Source organism: Picosynechococcus sp. PCC 7002, assembly GCF_963860125.1.
Lineage (GTDB): Bacteria > Cyanobacteriota > Cyanobacteriia > Cyanobacteriales > MRBY01 > MRBY01.
The window spans coordinates 262,241-284,299 of sequence record NZ_CAWLFA010000001.1 but is presented as its reverse complement, the minus strand read 5'-3'; the positions used below and the strand labels follow the sequence as shown (position 1 = coordinate 284,299).

Below are 22,059 nucleotides of genomic sequence, written 5' to 3'. Positions count from 1 at the left end.
TTATGACCACCGCCAAGCAGTCCAAGAGCCAAGGTTCCTTTGACTCCCTAACCGAAACCGCTAGCAACGATGAGCTTGCTGTGTTTGATCCGGATGAAACAACCCTCCGGAATGGTCAGACCACAGATTTAGTGAGGCTGTATCTGCAGGACATCGGGCGCGTACCGTTACTCGAAAGAGATGAAGAGCTAACGGAAGCCCGCAAGGTTCAAAATTATATCCAGCTTTTGGAAAAACGACAAGAGGGGGCAGAAGCAGGCGACGAAATTTTGGCAGAATTTTTGAGTTGTATCAATGTCCATGACCGCCTAGCCATTGAGTTGGGTTGCCGTCCTTCCCTCAATCGCTGGGCCCAGGAAATGAACCTAGAGCGAGCCGTGTTGCGGGATATCATTCGCCAGGGTAAACAGCGTTGGGCTGAGCAAGTGGGCTTAAGCGTTAAAGAACTTGACTCGATCCTCAAGGCTGGGGCCAAGGCAAAAGAGCACATGATCCAGGCCAACCTCCGTTTGGTGGTTTCTGTGGCCAAAAAATATCAGAATCGCGGCCTCGAACTTTTAGACCTTATCCAAGAAGGAACCCTCGGTTTAGAGCGGGCGGTGGATAAGTTCGACCCGACAAAGGGCTATCGCTTCTCGACCTATGCCTACTGGTGGATTCGTCAGGGGATTACCCGGGCGATCGCCACCCAAAGTCGCACCATCCGTCTCCCGGTTCACGTCACCGAAAAGCTCAATAAAATCAAAAAAGCACAACGGCAAATTTCCCAAACCCAGGGTTGTACTCCCAGCTTAGACGACGTAGCCCAGGCCCTGGAAATGACTCCAGAGCAGGTGCGAGAGGTCTTACAAAAGGTTCCCCGTTCCGTCTCCCTCGAAATTCGCGTCGGCAAAGACCGGGACACAGAGTTAGGCGATCTCCTAGAAACCCAAGATGCTTCCCCCGAAGAAAATCTTGTGCGGGAGTCTCTGCAACGTGACTTGCATAACTTACTGACAGAACTCACCGACCGAGAACGGGAAGTCATTCAACTGCGCTATGGTCTAGGCGATGGTAAAACCTACTCCCTCGCAGAGATTGGCCGAATGCTAGAGCTTTCGCGGGAACGAGTACGCCAAATTGAGGCAAAGGCCCTCCAGAAACTCCGCCAGCCCAAACGCCGCAATATTATGCGGGATTACTTGGACACATTGTCCTAAACATAAATGAGCCATCCCAAGAGGATGAGGCGATGATCTAGGGTTCCCTGACTCTGGATCTTTTTTATGTTCAGTTTTTTTACGACTAGTTCAAAATCTAGATTTTTTTCTTGGAAGCTTTCTCTAAAAGAGTTTGGGAAAGAGGTAGACGAAAATTTAGTCAACCACAACGAAAAAAGACCACAAAAAAGGGGCATTGCCGCCCCTCGATTGAACAGTGTTTGAGAAGTTGAAATTAAGCAGCCGTCTTTAGACGTGCATAGAAAATACCGCGAATTCGGACTTCTTCGGGATCTTCTGCACCCATGTCAGTGGATGAAGTTTGCTCGCTTTCAAAGGTGCCGGCAATTTCACCAGTTTTCTCGTCGATTTTGGCAATTTGCAGGGAAATTTCACCAGTGCGAGATTCATACTGCTTGATGTTGGCGCGGGTTAGCTCTTCTTCATCGGCTTGGGAAGGTAGAGCGACAGCGTTGTCATAACCGCTAGCAGTACCACGGGCCTTGGGATCAAGGAATACGGCACCACGATAGGGGGGAACCCGGAATTCACCGATGAAATCAGTGGAAGTGTTGATGGAGTCAGACGGGGTAGAGGTCTGGGCCACTAGATTTTTAATGGTGAAGAGGAAAGGTACTTGGTCACCACCGGGCAACTGAACCGTAATCGGTTGGAAATCGATACCGTCTTCTTCTACCAGGGTAAGGAGCCCTTCGCTATCGGCTTTGATCTTCCCGGTCATTTGTTCGAGGGAAGAGGTGTAGCGGGTAAGGGGCTTACCTTCGATGAATTCAGCTTCACGACGCTTGTTGAGGGGCTCTTCCTTAACGAAATAGGTTTGAGGCTCTAAGCAGAGGTCAGAGAATTCAATGGTTTCATTGGGGGCAATGGGAATTGTTCCCCGGGTGAAGTTCGCGATTTGGGGGCAGGAGTTCGCGAGTCCTGTATTGAGAATTTCGTCGTATGTTAGTTGCTTCACATCGACGGTCGCAGCATCGGGCGCTTCACTACAAGCAGTTAGCACGCCGATACACAGAGCCAGAATGGCTGCTAATAACGAACGTAACTTCATGATTAACCTCTTTTTGTCAATCTCAGGGCGGAACTAATCTTGTCCGTTCCACTTAATTTTTTAAAAGTCTGGGATCTAATAGGGACAAGCTATCCGGTTTTATATCGGTATCTACTCTACCAAATTGGGATCCTTTAGTGGTAATGAATCCTCATCTTACCTGGGCGATCGCCTAGGGTTTTTTACGGCAACCAGGGATATTGGCGGAAATTTGGCGATCGCTTTTCCAAAAAAGCCTGCTTCCCTTCTCTGCCCTCTTCTGTCATGTAATAAAGCATAGTGGCATTCCCCGCTAGCTCCTGGAGGCCCGCTTGCCCGTCACAATCAGCATTCAGCGCCGCCTTGAGGCAGCGAATCGCAATGGGGCTTTTACTCAACACTTCCCTGGCCCACTGCACCCCCTCAGCCTCTAGCTGGGCGATGGGAACCACTTGATTTACTAGGCCCATTTGCAGCGCTTGCTGGGCATCATACTGACGACAAAGAAACCAAATTTCCCGGGCTTTTTTTTGTCCAACAATGCGCGCCATGTAACTCGCCCCAAATCCACCGTCAAAACTGCCTACTTTTGGCCCCGTTTGCCCAAAAATTGCATTATCTGCGGCAATCGTTAGATCACAAAGAAGATGCAGTACATGGCCGCCGCCGATCGCGTAGCCCGCCACCAAAGCGATCACCACCTTGGGCATCGAGCGAATCAGTTTCTGCAGATCCAGCACGTTTAGGCGCGGTACCCCGGCTTGATCGACATAGCCGCCCTCACCCCGCACCGATTGGTCGCCACCAGAGCAGAACGCATATTTCCCATCCGTATGGGGGCCAGCCCCCGTGAGCAGGATGACACCGATGTCTTGATCTTCCCGGGCATCGCAGAAGGCCTCATACATTTCAAAGATTGTCTGGGGTCGAAAGGCATTGCGCTTGTGGGGACGATTAATCGTGATTTTTGCAATCCCATCTAACTTTTGATACAAAATATCTTCGTAAGCTTTAACGGCTTGCCAAGCAAGAGATTCCATAATTTTTCATAGACAATGACTGCCCGTCATCTTATCCCATTCCCCCACTGCTAAGGTTCACTGGCCTTGTGAAAGATGTGTCCCGACGGAGGCTCACACTCTTTTAAAGGGACGACAAACTTAATGTTTTTTTGTTAACCTTTACTTAAAAGTACGGAAAACCCAAAACTGCTTTTGACTATTTTTCGGTAAAAACTTAAATTAGTCTTAAGTATGTTTAGGATCAAAGAAAAAGGTAAGAGAATATTCTTGGGATCAACTCAATTGCATTTAAAAGCTTTTTAATGAAACTTCAAACGACCCTCAAAATCACCGACCTTAATTTTTTTAGAATTCAGGACAAAGCTATGGATTGTTCATATTCGCTCCCCTGTCCGAACTGTGGTGCTCCAGCTCTGCGCCGTTATTTACACAACTCTAGCCTGCGGGAAACAACTTGTGAAACCTGCGATTATTTAATGGTGAGCTGTGAAGAAACCGGTAATGTTGTCGAATCCTATGCCCCTGGCCTTTATAGTTTCTAGGGCCGCTTAATGGTCGATAGTCCCTTGGCGATCGCCAATCACCCGTAAATCTTTTTTAAAGACAAAATCTTTCCCCAGGAAAAATTTTAGAACCCTTTAGCAACCTCTCAAGTTTCAACACCTTGGGAGCCTCTTTCCCAGAATATTCTCTACCACTTCTTTGGATCCGACAATCAAAATCCTAGTCATTTTTCACTCTAATTCTCACTCTTATCTGTCAATTCTTTTGCAACAAAGTGATTTTTAACTAGGAGAGATGATTGTTCGCTTTCGTGAAAATGAAGCTAGTTCATCGAGTTGCTTTTACGTGAATCTACACACGAACTGAGTCACCAGCACCAAGCCCAAAATTCAGCCTCCAGAAAGATTGACGTCTGATGGTCGCTTTTTTGTAAGAAAATGCAAGCAATCAGTTATCCTAGACTGACACATTTAAGTTTTGGCAATCATTAAGGAGTAAGAGTGGACATTCAAATTGGTCGTGGCAAAACAGCTCGTCGTGCTTACGGATTCGATGAGATTGCCCTCGTTCCGGGCGGTCGTACCCTAGACCCTGAACTGGCAGATACCAGTCTCGAAATTGGTGGAATTAAGCTAAATATCCCAATTTTAGCCAGTGCAATGGATGGCGTTGTCGATGTAAAAATGGCAGCGCTGCTTTCTGATTTGGGTGCAATGGGCGTATTGAACCTTGAGGGACTCCAAACCCGTTATGAAGACCCCAACCCAGTCCTTGATCGGATCGCCGCAGTTGATAAAACCGAGTTTGTCGGCTTAATGCAAGAGCTCTATTCCAAGCCGATCCAACCGGAGCTAATCCAGAAACGCATCCAAGAAATCAAGGCTCAAAACGGCCTCGCTGCAGTGAGTCTTACCCCTGTCGGTGCCACCAAATATGGCAAAATTGTCGCTGATGCTGGGGCCGATATTCTCTTTATCCAAGCAACGGTAGTTTCTACTTCTCACCTATCTCCTGAAGGGATTGTCCCCCTAAACTTGCACAAACTTTGTTCTGAACTGCCCATTCCAGTTGTCCTGGGGAACTGCGTTACCTATGATGCAGCGTTGGAACTGATGCGTGCAGGGGCAGCGGCCGTGCTCGTGGGGATTGGCCCCGGAGCGGCTTGTACTTCCCGTGGTGTGCTTGGAGTTGGTGTTCCCCAGGCAACCGCAGTTGCTGATTGTTCTGCGGCCCGCGATGATTATGAGAAAGAATCTGGCCGCTATGTGCCGATCATTGCCGATGGTGGAATTGTTACTGGTGGCGATATTTGTAAATGTATTGCTTCTGGGGCAGATGCAGTAATGATTGGGTCTCCCATTGCCCGTGCGGCGGAAGCACCGGGTCGCGGTTTCCACTGGGGGATGGCTACACCTAGCCCTGTACTACCCCGGGGAACTCGGATTAATGTGGGGACAACTGGCACGATTACCCAGATTATGACGGGGCCAGCGAAACTTGATGATGGAACCCACAATCTCTTGGGCGCTCTCAAAACAAGTATGGGAACCCTCGGCGCCAAAAATATCAAGGAAATGCAACAGGTAGAAGTAGTAATTGCTCCTTCGCTGTTGACAGAAGGGAAGGTCTACCAAAAAGCCCAAAAACTGGGCATGGGTAAATAGGCTCGGCAACGATTGCTGATTTTCGGCCTGGAGGTTTAGCTTTTTGAAAAGTGAGCCTTCGTTTTAAGCAAATCCATCAAATTAACCGAAAGAAAAGGGAATGTTTTTCAACACTCCCTTTTTTTCTTGTTTTGGTAAAAAAATTATTCGACTGAGATGAATATTGTTTAACCGATCCCAAGGTACTGGGCCTCCGCTTCTAACTGCTGCACGAGGTGGTCATTGCCGGAATTCCGGGCGGCTTCGAGGCGATGCTGCAAATTTTTCTTGAGGTTTTCGCGGTGGGTGCGTTTAATTTGCTTGACGATTTGCTGTTGAACGTTTCTAAACATGATCTTCTCGCTGGGGATAATTGGCTATTTTTAGAGTAACAGGCTTCAGATTAAACTGTATCAAATACTACAAAATACTTAAAACATGATGGCGATCGCCTTAGTGACAGATTTCGGTTTACAAGACGGCTATGTGGGGACAATGAAGGGGGTCATGGCGGCGATCGCCCCCCAAGCCCTAGTGATTGATCTCAGCCACAATGTTCCGCCCCAGGATCTGTGGGCTGGTCGCTTTTGTCTGTTGAGTGCAGCGCCTTATTTCCCGCCGGAAACAATCTTCGTGGGCGTTGTGGATCCGGGGGTGGGCACTAACCGCCAGGCGATCGTCGTGGAATTGAACCAAGGTTATTTTGTGGGGCCAAATAACGGTCTAGGGAGCGGTTTGTTTGCAGATGATGCCATTATTGCGGCGGTAGAACTGGATAATCCCCAGTATTGGCGATCGCCCCTGAGGGAAAACCTGAGTCACACTTTCCATGGCCGGGACATTTTCGCGCCAGTGGCAGCCCATCTTTCCCTGGGCGTTCCTTTATCCAAGCTGGGTCGTCCCCTTAAATCAGCAGAAATCATTCGTTTAGATGTTCCCCCCTATCAGAGCAATGGCAAGTCCTACACCGGGATAATTCAGCACATTGACCACTTTGGGAACTTGATTACCACCATTCCCAATACTGTATGTGCAAATAATCAGGGCCAAGCAACGTTAGCGGGTCAACAAATTCCCCTGGTTTGTACCTATGGAGATGTACCGAAAAATCATCCCTGTGCCTTGGTAGGAAGCCATGGTTGGTTAGAAATCAGTGTAAATCAAGGTAATGCCCAACACTTTTTTCAGGTGCAACGGGGCGCAATGGTTCAATACCAAATTTGCTAACTATTTAAGTTAATTAGTCTCTGATAACTCACAAAAAAGAAGCAATAAAAAAGGAAAGCTTTATGTTAAAAAACTTTCCTTTACATCAGGGATTAGATTTGCCGATGATCCAAATAATAACTATTGTCTAAAAGCCATTAAATGAACCTGGAAAAAATCAACTATTCTTTGCCCAAGCGTGGTTGGATTACACCATAACCACCGTGGTTGCGGATATAGATCACATTGATAGCGTTTGTGTCTTTGTTCAAGAACATATAGAAGTCGTGGTCTACCAACTGCAACTGCTCTAAAGCCTCATCAATGGTCATGGGGGGCATCGCAAAATACTTCATCCGTACCACTTCAGAGGGAAGCTCTGGGGCGCGATCGCCAATGAGATTATCTGGCACCGGATCCTCAGGTAACACTTCACTGGTTTTTTCCTGAACGTGGGTTTTCTTGCCAAAATTTTTCTCTTTATATTTGCGGAGTTGGCGGGCGATTTTATCAGAAACAAGGTCAATGCTGGCGTAGAGATTTTCACTGCCTTCCTGGGCGCGAATCACTGTACCATTGGCGTAAACAGTAACTTCAGCTTTATGCTTGTCGGTAATGCGAGCATTGTTAGCAACAGACAAGTGCACATCTACTTTTGTGGCGAAGGTTTGAAAGTGCTTGGTTGCTTTTTCAAGCTTACTTTCAACATAGTCATGGATCGATTCAGTTACTGCAATGTTGTTGCCTTGGATCAATAGCTTCATAGTCTCTGGTTACTCCATCTGAATGGATAAAACAAGTTTACTTTGTACACAATTTACGAATGAAATCTGGATTTTAAGCCTAAGAAAATTCGCAATGAAATGACTGGTGTAAACAAGAACTTGTTGGTGAAGTGTTTCGTTATTCTAGCAAGGTTTCTTCAAGGCGAAAAACTATTGTGGTGGCGTCATATATAGATCCGTCCGTTTAATATTACGCAACACTTCTACAAGTATTAGCGTAGGTTTGAATACTAGAGAAACTTTTTTTGACGAGATAAACAAACTGAAAATTAAGCGGTTTTTAGTTCTTTTGGAGAAAATTAGTTGCTGACAACTTATTGACTGGGAATTTTTAGGATTTATCTCTTTCTCTCTATAGTTTTAATTGTAGGTTTTGCCTTTGGGCCTTGTCAATTTATCTTTTTTGAAACATTAAGAAAGCCCGGAAGCTTTTACAGTTCTTAACTCTTTGCTATGGTGAGGACAATATCTAACATTGTTTTGCCAAAAGGCGATCGCCCCTTGATGACTTTTAATGTTTTGTCGGATCCCTTGACATTGCGTCATATCAATTCACCCCCTTTCTCTTCTTGTCTATTTTATCAAGGGGGAATTTGGCCTTACACCGAAGCTTGGGCACAGCAACAACAACTGGTGGAAGCACGCCTACGGGATGGGCAGTTGAGTGATGTTTTACTGCTGCTGGAACACTTTCCGGTCTATACCCTAGGGACAGGTTCAAAGCTGGATTTTGTGAAATTTTCCCCGGAAACCGCAGACGTGGAATTGCATCGGACAGAACGGGGCGGCGAAGTGACGTACCATTGTCCGGGACAATTGATCGGTTATCCGATTTTGAATTTGCGTCGCCACCAACAGGATCTGCATTGGTATCTGCGGCAATTGGAAGAGGTCTTAATTCGGCTTTTGGCGCGCTATGGCTTGGTGGGAGAACGAATTCCTGGACTAACTGGGGTGTGGGTCGAGGGTCATAAGGTGGCAGCCATTGGCATCAAGGTGAAGCGCTGGATTACGATGCATGGGTTTGCCCTGAATGTTTGCCCGGATTTGGCGGGATTTAAACGGATTATTCCTTGCGGCATTGGCGATCGCCCAGTGGGGAGTTTGCAGCAGTTTTTACCGGATATTACCTTAGCCCAGGTGCGCGAAGATTTACCGAAGATTTTTGGCGAAGTTTTTCAGTTAGAGATGATCAAGCAGCAGGATCTCCTAGGCGAAGCAGGCAGCAATCCAGAACAGACCATCGACGAGGAGGGTACTGACTACGGCTCCGGCGAAACTCCAGTAGGGAATTTGGGGCTGACGGAAGGCCCACCAACTAATGCCGATCAATAAATTCACTAGAACAACCGCCCAACTGATGCCCCAGAGGGTCTGCATCTGGGCCAAGGCCGCCTGGAAAATAGGCATCACAAAATCCGGCTCAGCATACATGAGCTTGCGCCAGTAGGGGATCAAATCCGTGAGATAAAAGTAAATGTCGGTGATCGCCGTACCAAGAAGGGAACCCAGGTAAAACAAATGTCCCACCAAGCCCCGCTTTTGCCACAGGCCCCACAGGGCAAAGGGTAGCCCAATTGCCTCCACCGGAAGATGTAAAAAGGGTTCGTAGCGCAACCAGCCCCAATAGATGGCTCCGGCTAACCAACTCCAGCTAAAACCCCAGAGGAGATCACCCCAAATTTCGGTATTTTCTCGCTGCCGGAGGCCACAGGCGATCGCTACCCAGAGGAGAGTCAAGGCCAAACTCAGCCAGGGAGCTGTCCTGACCAGGGGGGCTTGGAAAAAAACAGGCACAGAAACCAAGAAGCCCGACGCGAGGCAAATTAGCAGGGGAATATTGCGGCGGAGATCCTGTTGTCGCTTGAGAACATACACTGCACCGACAGAGAAAAGAGGATGGTTCAGCAAAACAAAGTGGTTTGTAACAATAACTTGTAAATATTTATTAATGAATTTTAACTTATGACTCCCGATTTTCTCATAAAGAGGACGGGAAATTTGCCTGATTTTGCCATTTCTGAGGGGCGATCGCCGAGGATTTAACCTCCGAGTGGGGAATCCCCAGGCCGGATTTTTCTAAAAGCTAGTCAAGGTCAACCAGATTGACTAGAGTAGTTGAGGCAGATTTACCCGACGCCCAAGGGAAGCGACATCAATGCTCAAAAAAAAGCAACAACGGCACTGGTTTGAGTTCAGCAGTATGGTGGCCCTCGGCTTGGTTCTATTTCTGTTGATTAGCTTTTGGCATCTGCGCATCAATGCGGCAACGCCCGAAAATACGTTGGCGATCGCCCCGGTACAGTTCAATTGGTTCCAAGGGATTATTTTAGGATTGGTGCAAGGCTTAACCGAATTCATCCCCATCAGTAGCACTGCTCACCTCAAGGTGATCCCCGTGGCCCTCGGTTGGCCCGATCCAGGGGTGGCTCTCACCGCCGTGATTCAACTGGGGAGCATCGTCGCTGTGCTGGGTTATTTCTGGCAAGATTTACGGCAGGTCATTGGTGGGGCCTGGCAAGCTTGGCAACAAAAAGATTGGCAAAAACAAGAGTGGCGCATGTTTTGGGGCATTGTGTGGGGGACTTTCCCGATTCTTGGTGTGGGTCTGCTGCTGAAAATTTTTGTCCCTAACTATGACGCGTCACCGTTGCGCAGCTTAACCGCCATTGCGATCGCCTCCATTGTGATGGCGATTTTGTTAGCCCTTGCCGAACGTTATCCCCGGCACCAACGCGCCTTTGACCAGCTCAGCCTCAAGGATGGTATTCTCATGGGCTGCGCCCAAGCCCTCGCTGTCATCCCCGGAGTGTCGCGGTCTGGTTCGACGATTACAGCGGGTTTGTTTATGAATCTAGACCGAGCTACGGCGGCGCGTTTTTCGTTTCTGCTAGGGATTCCGGCTATTACCATCGCTGGCCTGGTGGAATTCCAAGGGTTAGTGAGTGGGGGATTAACAACGGTGCCGCCCCTCACCCTGATTGTCAGTCTGATTTCTTCAGCGGTGTTTTCCTACTTGGCGATCGCCTGGCTGATCCAATTTCTCCAAAAACACCAAACCTGGGTTTTCGTCTGGTATCGATTGGGCTTTGGTATGATCATCTTGGCATTAACCCTGCTGCGTTAACCCATGAGCGTCTCCACCATCAAGCCCGCCCAAATTTGCCACGTTGTCCCCGATTCCATTGCCGCTGAAATTGGCTTTGAGGCTGGTGATGCCCTCGTTTCCATCAATGGGATGAAGCCGAGGGATCTCATCGATTATCAATTTCTCTGCGCCGACGAATACCTCGAATTAGAAGTCCTCGATGCTAAGGGGAAATCCCATCACCTCGAAATCGAAAAAGACTACGACGAAGACCTGGGTTTAGAGTTTGAAAATGCCCTCTTTGACGGTTTGATCCAATGCAATAACCGCTGTCCCTTTTGCTTTATCGACCAGCAGCCCCCCGGCAAACGCCAAAGCCTCTACTTAAAAGATGACGACTATCGCCTCAGCTTTCTCTATGGCAGTTATCTCACCCTGACCAACCTGACCGAGCGGGAATGGCAACGCATTAACCAAATGCGCCTCTCGCCCCTGTTTGTGTCCGTCCATGCCACTGAGCCGGAGATTCGTCGGCAACTCCTCAAAAATGACCGCGCCGGGGAAATTCTCACGCAACTCCAATGGTTTGCGGATCATCGCTTACAAATCCACGCCCAAGTCGTCGTTTGTCCTGGGATCAACGATGGGCCTCATTTAGAAAGAACATTGCGGGATTTGGCTGAATTTCACAGGGGAGATTTACCCGCTGTGATTTCGGCAGCGGTGGTGCCGGTCGGTTTAACTCGTTTTCGCCCTAATTTGACGGAACTGAGCCCCGTTGATCAGGCCAAAGCCCAGGAAGTGATCGCCCAGGTGACAGCGCTCCAGGCAGAGTTCCGGGAACGGTTTCAAACGAATTTTGCTTGGCTGGCCGATGAGTGGTTCCTGATTGCACGGGCAGAACTGCCGCCGGAGTCCCATTACGAAGACTATCCTCAACTGGGGAATGGGGTGGGTTCGATTCGCCAGTTCATCCGGGATTTTCTCAACACCGCCGATGAGACTTTACCGTCGGCGATCGCCAAACCCAAGCACTTCACTTGGGTCGTAGGGAATGCCGTAGAACAAGCCTTTGAACCCCTTGTCGCGCGTCTAAACCAAGTGGAAAATTTAACGATTACCCTAGCAGCCTTAAATAGTGACTACTGGGGCCAGGCGATTACGGTTACCGGACTGCTCACGGGGGAAGACTTGATTAAAAAACTGGCTGGCCGAGATTTTGGCGATGGCATTTTGCTCCCGACGGTGATGCTTAAGCACGATGAAGCCAAATTCCTCGATGATAAAACGGTGGCAGAAGTGGCGATCACCTTAGAGACCCCCATCTATGCTGTAGAAAATGTCTTAGATTTGATGAACCGCTGTTGTCAAGATTAACAGTTCACAAAGAAGATTATCGAAACATTAAGAATTAAATGCTTCTTCAGTAAATAGAGTATGTTTGCTTTTCTAATAAAAGAGGAGGCCGATGCCAGCAGGTAGCATTTACAAATGGTGCTGCTCGTTTTTGGTGCTCGGTTGCATAAAGCTGGCCCTATGAATATTGAAGCGCTTCTCAATGACTATGCCTTGGGACAGAGGTTATTTCCCAGGGAACGGTTTACTGCCGCAAACTTGACTGGGTTAGACCTAGCCCATACCAACTTTACCGGAGGAAATTTTGTTTCTGCCTCCCTCGCAAGGACGAATTTGCACCATTGCCATCTACGTCAGGCCAACCTCAAACGAGCTTTTTTATACGGCGCGAACCTTAGCTATGCCAAATTAGACCAAGCCGATTTGACCGGCGCGGATCTCACGAAAGTTAATCTCCAGGGGGCGACCTTAACCCAAGCAACCCTAAATCACGCCCAGCTCAGTGGGGCCATTATGCGTTGGGTCACTTTTTTCATGGCAGATCTCCAAAATGTGAATCTCTGTGGCGCCAATTTAACGGGGGTCAATTTTCGCGGGGCCAATTTAACAGGAGCGGATCTCAGTTGGAGTAATTTGAGTGAGGCGAAGCTCAGTGGTGCGATTTTGCAGGAAACAAATTTACAAGGCATACAGTTACAGGCCGCCTATCTCAATGGTGTTGATTTTCGGCGGCAGGATTTTAGTGGTCTCAATTGTGCTGGAATTCTTTTCTGCGGTGGAAAAGGCCACGATATGAACTTGGTGGGAACCAATTTAACTGGAGCCAAACTGCGTTTTACAAGTTTTGTCCGGGCCAATTTCTCACGGGCATCTCTGCACCAAGCTGATTTCCAACACGGAAATTTAACCGCCGCTAACTGTCAATATGTAGAGGCGATCGCCAGCAATTTTCAGCAAGCAGAATTAGTTTCGACGGATTTTCGGCATGCTCAACTCCAAAGGGCCGATTTTCGGGGCGCAAATCTCTGGGGAGCCAATTTCGCCCGTGCTGACCTCCGGGGAGCCAAGTTTCAGGGCGCTAAACTAAATCAGACAAATTTCCAAGGGGCTGTTTTTGAATTCGATCCCCGCACACAGACTCTCCTTGCTTCGTAAGGGAAAGTACAAGATCAAAATTATCCCAAAGCGGACTATAATCCTGGGGAACTTGTTACGTTACAAAAGTTAATGGACGCCCAAACGATTGTATTTTGCGACTTTGACGGCACAATCACGACCGTCGATACCTTCGGCGATGCCCTCGGTAAATATGCGCCGGAGGTGGCCGCTGACATTCTTCCGGGCTTGTATAACCGCAAGATTACGCTCCGGGAAGGGGTACGCAAAATCCTCGAAGCGATTCCCTCGGAGTAATTTGCTGCTTTTGTCGGCGAGGTGGATGATAAGCCTGTGCGTCAGGGCTTCAGTGATTTTCTCCAGTTTTTAGGCGATCGCCAAGTGCCGATTGTCGTGGTCTCCGGCGGCCTCGTGCCAATGGTAGAGCGGGTTTTAGCGCGCCCCGGTACCGATGGCAACCCCCTGCATGATCACATTGAAACGGTTGCCGCGATGAATATTGATACCTTTGATCCCTATTTCAAAATTATTGCGCCCTTTGAAGGGGGGACAGAAATGGTGGAAAAAGTGCAAGTGATGGGGAAGTATAAATACCAAAAGGCGATCGCCATCGGGGATTCCCTGACGGATATCAATATGGCCCTCAAAGCAGATTTGGTTTTTGCCCGCGATCGCCTCCAGCAATATCTGGATGAAGAAGGCAAAACTTACGTGCCTTGGGAAACCTTTGATGATATCCGCCATTACCTCGAAACCAACGGTTTTCCGGCCTAGTAAGCGCCTTTGCCAAAAAAGACGATCCGCACCGTTTCTAGCAGAATATCGAGATCGAGGTTCAAAGACCAATTGTCGATATAGTACAAATCTAGCCGTGCCGCATCATTAAAATCACTCAGATCAGAGCGGCCCGAAATTTGCCAGAGCCCCGTGATCCCCGGCAATACCTGATGGCGGATATGGTGCCATTCGTCAAACCGTTCCACATCCCGCAATGGTAAGGGGCGCGGCCCCACCAAACTCATCTGGCCCAGTACCACATTAATTAATTGGGGCAACTCATCAATACTGGTGCGGCGGAGAAATTTACCCAGCTTGGTAATGCGGGGATCGTCTTTAATCTTGAACAATACCCCATCTTTCATTTGATTTTGCGCTTCTAGTTGGGCCTGCAACTGGGGTGCATCGACGACCATTGTCCGAAATTTCCACATCTTGAAGGGTTTGCCATTGAGACCCGCCCTCGGTTGCCGAAAGAAAATTGGCCCCGGTGAATCGAGACGAATGGCGATCACCACGCCGACCAACAGCGGTGAGATTAGCAGTAGACCCAACCCTGCACCCAGGAAATCAAACCAGCGTTTCAGGCGATAATCCCAACACAATAACAAAGGCGTTTCAATGCGGAGGGTGGGAATTCCCGCGAACATTTCCGGTAAGCCCCGACGATAAAGCATTTCCCGACTAGATGGCATCAAACGAATCGCAATCCCCGCACTGCGCAAGTGCCAAAACAAATGGGAAGCCAACTCTGTTTCCGGCAAGTCTTTGACTAAAACCTCCTGGGCGCCTGACTGACGAATTTGGGCAATGGTGGCCTGGGTGCCGGCCATGGAAGCGAGGGCAGCACCAACAATTTTGTAATGGGGACGTTTTTTGATCACCCGCTTGAGGCAGTCCAACTGTTTTGCCGGTGCCACCAAAAAGACATTTACCGGCGGTGCTTGGCGATCAAACTGCCGTAGGATAAGGGTCAGAATAAAGCGAAAACCTACAACAAAGGCAATGCTGAGAAACCACGCCGTAATAAAAAGTGAACGGGGCGGATCCAACATTGGATTGTGAAAATAACTGCCGACCAAGAACAAACCATAGACCAAGGTGATAATCCAGGCGGCGCGGGTGTAGTTCTGGGGAGCCGGAGGGAGGCGATAGAGATGATTTCCAAAGAAAAAACAGAGGGTGACAATGGCAAAAATCCAGAACAGACTGGGAATATCGAGCCACACCCACCAGACCAGATCTGCCGGAATGGGTGAATAAAAATTATTAATGTAGTCCGCGAGTTGCCAGGCGATCGCCAACCCCAACAGATCACTACCCACCAGCAATAAACCCCTTTTCCAGCGGCCTTGGGCAGTTTTTAACCAGTGGAGCGGATGAATCGCGCGGATATCCTGGGTGGGAAGGGGAAACGGAGACTTGGGCATGGATCGAGGCCATCAATTGGCAATACAAAGAAAAATACTTAAAATCCCTCAGGGGTGGGCAGAATTTGAAAAGAATTAGGGCGATCGCCGCCGGAGCAGTTGCCAACCAAACAGCAAAATAAACGCCCCATTGTGGATGAGATAACGTTTCCAGAGGCGACGGGGTTCTTGGAGCAGTCGATAAAGCCACTCCAAACCCAGGGGCCTCAACCAGTGGGGGGCCTGGGAAACCGTACCCGCATGGAAATCAAAGGCAGCCCCCACCCCCAACAAAACGGCATTAAGGTGAGGGCTATTTTCAGCCATCCATTTTTCTTGCTTCGGGCAACCCAAACCGACGAAAACCAGCTTCGCGCCAGATTGTTCGATGCGCTGTCTTGTGGCGATCGCCTCGGCGGAGGTTGGTGACCGAAAAGGGGGCGCTTCCACTCCGACAATTTGCAAATTGGGAAATTTTTCTAAAAGATTTTGCTGCAATTTTTCGAGGGTTTCTGGGCGACTGCCGTAAAGATACACCAGAAGTTTCTCCTGGGCAGCCATGGCGCAACAATGGAGCATCAAATCCGGCCCATAAACCCGGGTCGCCTGGGGATAACCCAACCATCGCAACCCCCAAACTAACGGCATTCCGTCCGGTGTCGTCACCAAGGCTTGGTTGATAATTTTTTGAAACCCTCGATCCCAGTAGCCCGTCATCACCATGTGTACATTGGCGATCGCCCCATAACCAAACGTTCCATCGCGGATCGCCGCCGCAATTTCGGCCCAGGCCCGTTGATAATCTAGGCAATGCACCCTTGTTTTTAGAATGTGCCGCTGGGGAATATCCGTCATCAAAGCCATGGCGATCGCCCGCAAATATCAACGCTTATTCTAAGATGAGGATTACCAGGCAAAAACCTGACCCTTGGTCAAAAAACGTAAACTTTCACCCTCCCATCGTCCCGTTATGACCCTGCTCAAAGCCGTTTTATTTGAAATCAACGGAGTCTTTCTGAACGATACGGCCCTCCAATTTGAGCTGATCGATGACATTTTGCTGGCCGAAAATCTTCGACCCACCGACCGCCTCTATCGCGACAGCAGCCTGGGCAAAAGCGATCGCCGCTGCCTCAAGGAAAATCTTGCACTCCGGGGGCGGGTATTCTCCGAGGTGCAACTGGATAGTCTCATTCAACAAAAATCTGCACTTTACCAAAACAAATTACGGGAAATAAAGCCGTTCCCCCTCTATGAAGACGTTGTTCCCCTAATTTCGGCGATTAAACTCAAAAATATTCCCGTGGGGATTGTAACGGGCTATTGTCGTGCCGATGCCGAATTTATTCTCCAGCAAGCGCAACTTGACCAAGCTTTTGATGTGATTGTCACCGCCGATGAAGTGAAAACGTTTAAACCGAACGGAGATGGTTATCGCCTGGCGATCGCCCAACTGAACCAGAAATTTCCTGACGCTCAAATTCAACCGGAAAATTGTCTCACCGTTGAAGATAATTTCCATGGTATCCAAGCCGCTAAATCCGTCGGTATTCCCGTGGTTGGCGTCGCCCATACCTATCCATTTCATATGTTGCAGCGTTGCAGTAACTGGTGTGTGGACTACCTCAGCGATCTAGAACTCGAACGCATCGATCCCAGTCTTGCGCCCCCCGCAGAGGTGCTAAAATAATTTTTCGTTCTGGGGAATTAGCTCAGCTGGTAGAGTGCTGCGATCGCACCGCAGAGGTCAGGGGTTCGAATCCCCTATTCTCCATCCCCCAAAAAACTTGCCTACAATGGGAGCATTCCGCCGCGAGAGGTCGTGACAATGGCTACCGTAACCCTTGATCTCCAGCCCGTTTTGACCCTGACCCAAGACCAATTTGCCCAGCTCTGTCAGGCGAATCCCGATGCCAAATTAGAACGCACAGCCCAAGGAGAACTTGTGATCATGGCCCCTACTGGTGGTGAAACTGGCAGAGTCAATTTTGAACTCAATGGCCAGCTTTGGTACTGGAATAAACGTTTCGGTTTCGGCAAATGTTTTGACTCCTCGACGGGCTTTGTTTTGCCCAATGGTGCGACGCGATCGCCGGATATGTGCTGGGTCGAAAAGTCCCGCTGGGATAGCCTTACCCCAGAACAACAGCAAAAATTTGTTCCCCTCTGCCCTGATTTTGTCGCCGAATTGCTCTCGCCCAGTGATCTGGTGCAACAGACCCGGCAAAAGATGCAGGAATATTTAGCCAACGGTTGTCGGTTAGGCTGGCTCATTAACCAAGGCGATCGCCAAGTGGAAATTTATCGTCCTGGTCGAACCGTAGAAATTTTAACGACCCCTAAACAGCTTACCGGAGAAGATATTTTACAGAATTTTGTTTTAGATCTCAGTGATTTATGGTGATAGCTTCCCCACAAAAAAATTGGTTTTGCAGCATCTTTAACCGACCCTTTTTAGAAAGTATGGCACCATAGAAGCAATCATCATTGAGATAATGAGAGAAAACACCAACCATGCCGACTATCACCTTCGGAAATCAAACCATTACCTGCAATCAAGGCGATAATTTACGTAAAGTTCTGCTAGCCAACAAAATTAGTCTTTACAATGGCAATGCAAAAACTATCAATTGCCACGGCCTTGGTACCTGCGGCACCTGTGCTGTCGAAATTACTGGCCCTGTTTCAGCCCAGAGCTGGAAAGAAAAAACGCGCCTCTCTCTCCCGCCCCATAACCCAGACAAAGAACGGCGTCTGGCTTGCCAAGTTAGCGTAGAAGGGGATATTACTGTCAAAAAATATGATGGCTTCTGGGGCCAGGGGGATACTGTGGTCAGTGACTGATTGCAACCTTGATCAATATTGATAAAAACCAATCAATTTGGGCGGCGAGACTGGGAAAAACCTAGTCTTTTTCTTTTTTAAAGCCCCTTGACATATCTTGAAAAGGTTAAAAATATCTTAAATAAAGATAAGAAAAAAATATTGTCTTTTTAGGCAACATCAAGCTTGTTTTTCTTGATGTTTTTTCATTAAACAGAAGTGAAAGGTAAGGATATATTTCATTTCTGTAAAGGGCTCATTTTAAGTCTTTTAGGATCGAGGTGTACGGAGAGGGATGATTAAGGAGTTTTTATCGTTATGGTTAGCACTCTTAACACGGCTACGGCTTCTGATGCGAGAACCGAAGCGCTCGTTTTGTGGTTTGAGGAGGTTGGTTCCCTGGATGTGGGTCTGGTTGGCGGCAAAAATTCTTCCCTTGGGGAAATGATTCAGCAGTTACAGCCCCAGGGGGTCAATGTTCCAGGCGGATTTGCGACGACGGCCCACGCCTATCGGCATTTTGTTAAATCTGCGGGCTTAGAGGAAAAGTTGCGGACATTGTTTGCAGACTTGGATACGGATGATGTGGCCAATCTCCAAGCACGGGGGCGGCAGGCACGAGCTTTGATTTTAAATACGCCGTTCCCCCAGGATCTCCAGGTGGCGATCGCCTCTGCTTACAAAAAAATATGTGAGCGCTATGGGGCTAAATCTGATGTCTGCGATCGCTTTGAGGGGGCAGACAAACAAGCCTGCGAAGACAGTGCCCACAACGTCGATGTGGCGGTACGTTCCAGTGCCACGGCAGAGGATTTGCCGGAAGCCAGTTTTGCGGGACAGCAGGAAACTTATCTGAATGTCCACGGTGTCAAGGGCGTTCTCGAAGCCTGCCATAAATGTTTTGCTTCGCTGTTCACGGATCGGGCGATCGCTTACCGGCAGCACAACGGCTTCGATCATTTTGAAGTGGCCCTGTCCGTCGGTGTCCAAAAAATGGTGCGCTCCGATCTCGCCACCTCCGGCGTGATGTTCTCCATCGATACCGAAAGCGGTTTTAAAGATGCTGCATTTATCACCGGAGCCTATGGTTTGGGTGAAAACGTGGTGCAAGGCGCAGTCAACCCCGACGAATTTGTCGTCTTTAAACCGACCCTCAAGGATGGTTACAAACCGATTCTCGAACGACGGCTCGGTAGCAAGAAGATCAAGATGATCTATGCCGACGGTGCCAAGCTCACGAAAAATGTTGATGTTCCCGAAGCCTTGCAAAACAAATTCTGTGTCAGCGACGAAGATGTGTTAACCCTCGCCCGTTGGGCAACCACCATCGAAGAACACTATTCCAACGTCCGGGGTCAATACACGCCGATGGATATTGAATGGGCAAAGGATGGGTTAACGGGTGAACTCTTTATCGTCCAAGCCCGTCCGGAAACGGTGCAATCCCAGAAAGCTGCCAACGTGATCCGCACCTACAAGCTCCAAGAAACAGGTAGCGTCATTGCCCACGGTCGCAGCGTTGGGGAAATGGTCGGTCAGGGGGAAGCCAACGTAATCCTTGATGTGGATCAAATTAAGCTCTTCAAACCCGGTCAAGTGCTGGTCACCCGCCGCACCGATCCCGATTGGGAACCGATCATGAAAAAAGCCTCGGCGATCGTCACCGACCAAGGCGGACGCACCTGTCACGCTGCGATTATTGCCAGAGAAATGGGTATCCCTGCCGTAGTAGGTTGCGGTGATGCCACGACCTTGGTGAAATCCGGTCAAGACGTAACCGCCTCCTGTTGTGAGGGGGAAGACGGCAAGATCTATGAAGGTCTGCTGAAGTTTGAAGTGGAAGAAACATCCCTTGAAAATCTGCCCACCACCAAGACTAAAATTTTGATGAACGTGGGCAACCCCGAACAGGCTTTTTCGCTGTCGCCTTTACCTGCCGATGGTGTTGGTTTAGCTCGCCTAGAATTCATCATTGCCAACCATATTAAAGCCCACCCCAAAGCCCTCATCCACTTTGATGAATTGGAAGATTTGATGGTGAAAAAAGAGATCGCGGAATTGACCCATCTCTATGAAAATAAAGCTGATTTCTTCGTGGACAAATTAGCCAGTGGCATCGCCATGATTGCCGCCGCATTCTATCCGAATCCGGTTGTGGTCAGAATGTCCGACTTCAAATCCAATGAGTATGCAAATCTGCTCGGCGGTCGTCAATTTGAACCGACGGAAGAAAACCCGATGATTGGCTGGCGTGGTGCTTCCCGCTACTACGATCCCAATTATTCTGAAGCCTTTGGTTTGGAATGCGAAGCCTTTAAGATTGCCCGCAATGAAATGGGTCTAACGAATATTATTCCGATGATTCCGTTCTGCCGCACCCCAGAAGAAGGTCGCCGCGTCCTCGCTGAAATGGCAAAACATGACCTCCGCCGTGGGGAAAATGGGCTGCAAGTTTATGTGATGTGCGAATTGCCTTCTAACGTGATTCTCGTGGATGAGTACAGTGAAGTCTTTGACGGTTTCTCCATTGGCTCCAACGATTTAACCCAATTAACATTAGGTTTGGATCGCGATTCTGCGCTGGTTGCCCACATTTTCGATGAACGGAATGAAGGGGTAAAACGCATGGTTCGCATGGCGATCGAAGGGGCGAAAAAATATGGTCGCAAGATTGGTATCTGTGGTCAGGCTCCCTCTGATTATCCAGAATTTGCTGAATTCCTCGTTGAATTGGGCATTGATTCCATCAGTTTGAACCCTGATTCTTTACTCAAAACTAAGTTGGCGATCGCCGCTTTAGAACAAAAACTCGGTCGATAGAGTTACAGGTTGAATCTTTTTATCCCGTATTAATGTCCCTTCTCCAACCACCGTCTTGGGGAGGGGATTTTCCTACGGCCCAATACAATAGCTCAATTTACATTGCCAGTCCTGTCGGTCGGTATTATTGGAACTGAATTATAAAATTCATTCTTTAAGTTTAGACTCCCAGTTCTTCCACAGAATAGGAATAGGATCAATATTGATGTTTATTGGAGATAATTCTTGACATTTATAATGTGAGATAAGAGTTTTTTCTTGTATTTCTAAAAAATCTTCAGATTTCAATGCGCGAATGGTGACATTTGCCAATTTCCAAGGAATAGCTCTCTCTTTAAAGAAAGCCAACTGATGCAGACCATTTTCTGGAGTAATGTCAATTATTACGCCATTGCATCCGATTTCCCAATGATTATTATAGGTGCGATTTTCTAATGCTTGCCTACGTGCTTTTCTACTGCCAACACGATAAACTTCGCCATAGATTTTGCTTACATATTTAGTTTTTTTTATTTTTAAAGAAGAACCTTTATTTTCTGCTTGAAACTTTTTGATGATTGCCGCTGCTCCTTTTTTTGTACAATTTTGAGCGTCGAATTTAGCATAAACTGTCTTTAAGCGACTACTAGGATTTTCAGATATCCCAATAACACAGATTTTACGTGCAATTTTTCGCAACAACTGCTTCAAAATAACTTCAGACGGAATAACTTCAGGTGTTTCAACAATTGTAGAATTGAGTAATGGTTTGTATTTCTCAATAAAATGTTTTTCCGCAGTTTTTAAATCATCTAGATTTAAAATAATCCAATATAATCTAATTGGATATTTTTCATTGATTTGATCCAATTGAAACTTACGATGATGGTTTCTCCACCTTTTTTCTAAATCTTTTGCCTGACCAATGTATTGAATGATATTTTTCGAATCAACAACAAAGTAAATAGCTGGACAATTTGGAAGCTGCCTTAAGTCCGACCACTCGACAAAAGATAGTTTTTCGATTTCTGCACTAATTTTCATGCTGTGATACTCCTTTTATTTGTCCAAATATATTGAAAAACTTCAAATTACTAAACTAAAAATAAACGATGATCGCCGCTTTAGAACAAAAACTTGGCCGCTAGATTCCTCGGTCAAATCCCTTGGCTTTCCCTTCTCCAATCACTAGATTGGGGAGGGGATTTTCCTATGGCCTAATCTGCGTTACCCGTCGTGTCGGTCGTTATCATTGGAATTGTCCACCCTTGCAACGAGGAT

21 protein-coding genes, 1 tRNA gene and 1 pseudogene are annotated in these 22,059 nt (G+C 47.9%); 15 read left to right on the top strand and 8 right to left on the bottom strand.

What is annotated here, in order from left to right; translation table 11 throughout:
* Positions 1-2: 2 nt before the first annotated feature.
* Complete coding sequence (gene sigC, locus AACQ84_RS01360) at positions 3-1,199, top strand: RNA polymerase sigma factor SigC (RefSeq protein ID WP_012305904.1); 1,197 nt, start codon at positions 3-5, stop codon at positions 1,197-1,199.
* A 235-nt stretch (positions 1,200-1,434) separates the two neighbouring features.
* On the opposite strand, the gene AACQ84_RS01355 is transcribed toward sigC, so the two are convergent.
* Positions 1,435-2,271, bottom strand: coding sequence for a photosystem II manganese-stabilizing polypeptide (locus AACQ84_RS01355; RefSeq protein ID WP_012305903.1), 837 nt, complete (start codon positions 2,269-2,271; stop codon positions 1,435-1,437).
* A 182-nt stretch (positions 2,272-2,453) separates the two neighbouring features.
* Complete coding sequence (gene menB / locus AACQ84_RS01350) at positions 2,454-3,290, bottom strand: 1,4-dihydroxy-2-naphthoyl-CoA synthase (protein WP_012305902.1); 837 nt, start codon at positions 3,288-3,290, stop codon at positions 2,454-2,456.
* 347 nt (positions 3,291-3,637) lie between these two features.
* On the opposite strand from menB, the gene AACQ84_RS01345 reads away from it, so the two are divergent.
* Both AACQ84_RS01345 and AACQ84_RS01340 read left to right on the top strand, forming a co-directional pair.
* Entirely contained in the window at positions 3,638-3,814 is a 177-nt protein-coding gene (locus AACQ84_RS01345) for a hypothetical protein (RefSeq protein WP_041443725.1), read from the top strand.
* Positions 3,815-4,276: 462 nt separating this feature from the next.
* Positions 4,277-5,440, top strand: coding sequence for a GuaB3 family IMP dehydrogenase-related protein (locus AACQ84_RS01340; RefSeq protein WP_012305900.1), 1,164 nt, complete (start codon positions 4,277-4,279; stop codon positions 5,438-5,440).
* A gap of 167 nt (positions 5,441-5,607) precedes the next feature.
* Here AACQ84_RS01340 and pirA read toward each other — a convergent pair whose 3' ends face one another.
* A complete protein-coding gene (gene pirA, locus AACQ84_RS01335; RefSeq protein WP_012305899.1) occupies positions 5,608-5,772 on the bottom strand; it encodes an arginine synthesis PII-interacting regulator PirA in 165 nt (54 codons plus the stop codon).
* Positions 5,773-5,857: 85 nt separating this feature from the next.
* On the opposite strand from pirA, the gene AACQ84_RS01330 reads away from it, so the two are divergent.
* On the top strand, positions 5,858-6,646 hold the full coding sequence (locus AACQ84_RS01330; protein ID WP_012305898.1) for an SAM hydrolase/SAM-dependent halogenase family protein: 789 nt from the start codon (positions 5,858-5,860) through the stop codon (positions 6,644-6,646).
* Between the two features lie 161 nt (positions 6,647-6,807).
* Here AACQ84_RS01330 and hpf read toward each other — a convergent pair whose 3' ends face one another.
* On the bottom strand, positions 6,808-7,389 hold the full coding sequence (gene hpf / locus AACQ84_RS01325) for a ribosome hibernation-promoting factor, HPF/YfiA family (RefSeq protein ID WP_012305897.1): 582 nt from the start codon (positions 7,387-7,389) through the stop codon (positions 6,808-6,810).
* Between the two features lie 552 nt (positions 7,390-7,941).
* Between hpf and lipB the strand changes: the two are divergent.
* Positions 7,942-8,601 (top strand): annotated as a pseudogene (gene lipB, locus AACQ84_RS01320) (lipoyl(octanoyl) transferase LipB); the annotation flags it as partial.
* 18 nt (positions 8,602-8,619) lie between these two features.
* Here lipB and AACQ84_RS01315 read toward each other — a convergent pair.
* Positions 8,620-9,249, bottom strand: coding sequence for a DUF3120 domain-containing protein (locus AACQ84_RS01315; protein WP_315862007.1), 630 nt, complete (start codon positions 9,247-9,249; stop codon positions 8,620-8,622).
* 319 nt (positions 9,250-9,568) lie between these two features.
* Between AACQ84_RS01315 and AACQ84_RS01310 the strand changes: the two genes are divergently transcribed.
* The 5 genes from AACQ84_RS01310 (at position 9,569) to AACQ84_RS01290 (ending at position 13,744) form a co-directional block, all read left to right on the top strand.
* Positions 9,569-10,537, top strand: a complete 969-nt coding sequence (locus tag AACQ84_RS01310) for an undecaprenyl-diphosphate phosphatase (protein WP_012305894.1) — start codon at positions 9,569-9,571, stop codon at positions 10,535-10,537.
* A 3-nt stretch (positions 10,538-10,540) separates the two neighbouring features.
* Positions 10,541-11,875, top strand: coding sequence for a TIGR03279 family radical SAM protein (locus tag AACQ84_RS01305; protein WP_012305893.1), 1,335 nt, complete (start codon positions 10,541-10,543; stop codon positions 11,873-11,875).
* A 114-nt stretch (positions 11,876-11,989) separates the two neighbouring features.
* Positions 11,990-13,009: a pentapeptide repeat-containing protein gene (locus AACQ84_RS01300; RefSeq protein ID WP_049761541.1), complete on the top strand. Its 1,020-nt coding sequence runs from the start codon at positions 11,990-11,992 to the stop codon at positions 13,007-13,009.
* 72 nt (positions 13,010-13,081) lie between these two features.
* Positions 13,082-13,267 carry a hypothetical protein gene (locus tag AACQ84_RS01295; RefSeq protein WP_198161501.1) on the top strand — a complete coding sequence of 62 codons (186 nt, stop codon included), beginning with the start codon at positions 13,082-13,084 and terminating at the stop codon, positions 13,265-13,267.
* A gap of 21 nt (positions 13,268-13,288) precedes the next feature.
* Complete coding sequence (locus tag AACQ84_RS01290) at positions 13,289-13,744, top strand: haloacid dehalogenase-like hydrolase (protein WP_012305891.1); 456 nt, start codon at positions 13,289-13,291, stop codon at positions 13,742-13,744.
* Here AACQ84_RS01290 and AACQ84_RS01285 read toward each other — a convergent pair.
* Together AACQ84_RS01285 and AACQ84_RS01280 are read right to left on the bottom strand one after the other, a co-directional pair.
* Positions 13,741-15,177, bottom strand: a complete 1,437-nt coding sequence (locus tag AACQ84_RS01285) for a sugar transferase (RefSeq protein WP_012305890.1) — start codon at positions 15,175-15,177, stop codon at positions 13,741-13,743. The two genes, AACQ84_RS01290 and AACQ84_RS01285, sit on opposite strands and share 4 nt — an antisense overlap.
* 75 nt (positions 15,178-15,252) lie before the next feature.
* Positions 15,253-16,020: a WecB/TagA/CpsF family glycosyltransferase gene (locus AACQ84_RS01280; protein ID WP_012305889.1), complete on the bottom strand. Its 768-nt coding sequence runs from the start codon at positions 16,018-16,020 to the stop codon at positions 15,253-15,255.
* 106 nt (positions 16,021-16,126) lie between these two features.
* On the opposite strand from AACQ84_RS01280, the gene AACQ84_RS01275 reads away from it, so the two are divergent.
* The 5 genes from AACQ84_RS01275 (at position 16,127) to ppsA (ending at position 20,799) form a co-directional block, all read left to right on the top strand.
* Positions 16,127-16,846, top strand: coding sequence for an HAD family hydrolase (locus tag AACQ84_RS01275; protein ID WP_012305888.1), 720 nt, complete (start codon positions 16,127-16,129; stop codon positions 16,844-16,846).
* Between the two features lie 11 nt (positions 16,847-16,857).
* A tRNA-Ala gene (locus AACQ84_RS01270) sits at positions 16,858-16,930 on the top strand.
* A 54-nt stretch (positions 16,931-16,984) separates the two neighbouring features.
* The gene (locus AACQ84_RS01265; RefSeq protein ID WP_012305887.1) at positions 16,985-17,560 is read left to right on the top strand and encodes a Uma2 family endonuclease; all 576 of its coding nucleotides are present in this window, start codon (positions 16,985-16,987) and stop codon (positions 17,558-17,560) included.
* 110 nt (positions 17,561-17,670) lie between these two features.
* Entirely contained in the window at positions 17,671-18,000 is a 330-nt protein-coding gene (locus tag AACQ84_RS01260; RefSeq protein WP_012305886.1) for a 2Fe-2S iron-sulfur cluster-binding protein, read from the top strand.
* Positions 18,001-18,297: 297 nt separating this feature from the next.
* A complete protein-coding gene (ppsA, locus tag AACQ84_RS01255; protein ID WP_012305885.1) occupies positions 18,298-20,799 on the top strand; it encodes a phosphoenolpyruvate synthase in 2,502 nt (833 codons plus the stop codon).
* A gap of 147 nt (positions 20,800-20,946) precedes the next feature.
* On the opposite strand, the gene AACQ84_RS01250 is transcribed toward ppsA, so the two are convergent.
* Positions 20,947-21,822 carry a GIY-YIG nuclease family protein gene (locus AACQ84_RS01250; protein WP_012305884.1) on the bottom strand — a complete coding sequence of 292 codons (876 nt, stop codon included), beginning with the start codon at positions 21,820-21,822 and terminating at the stop codon, positions 20,947-20,949.
* Positions 21,823-22,059 lie beyond the last annotated feature (237 nt).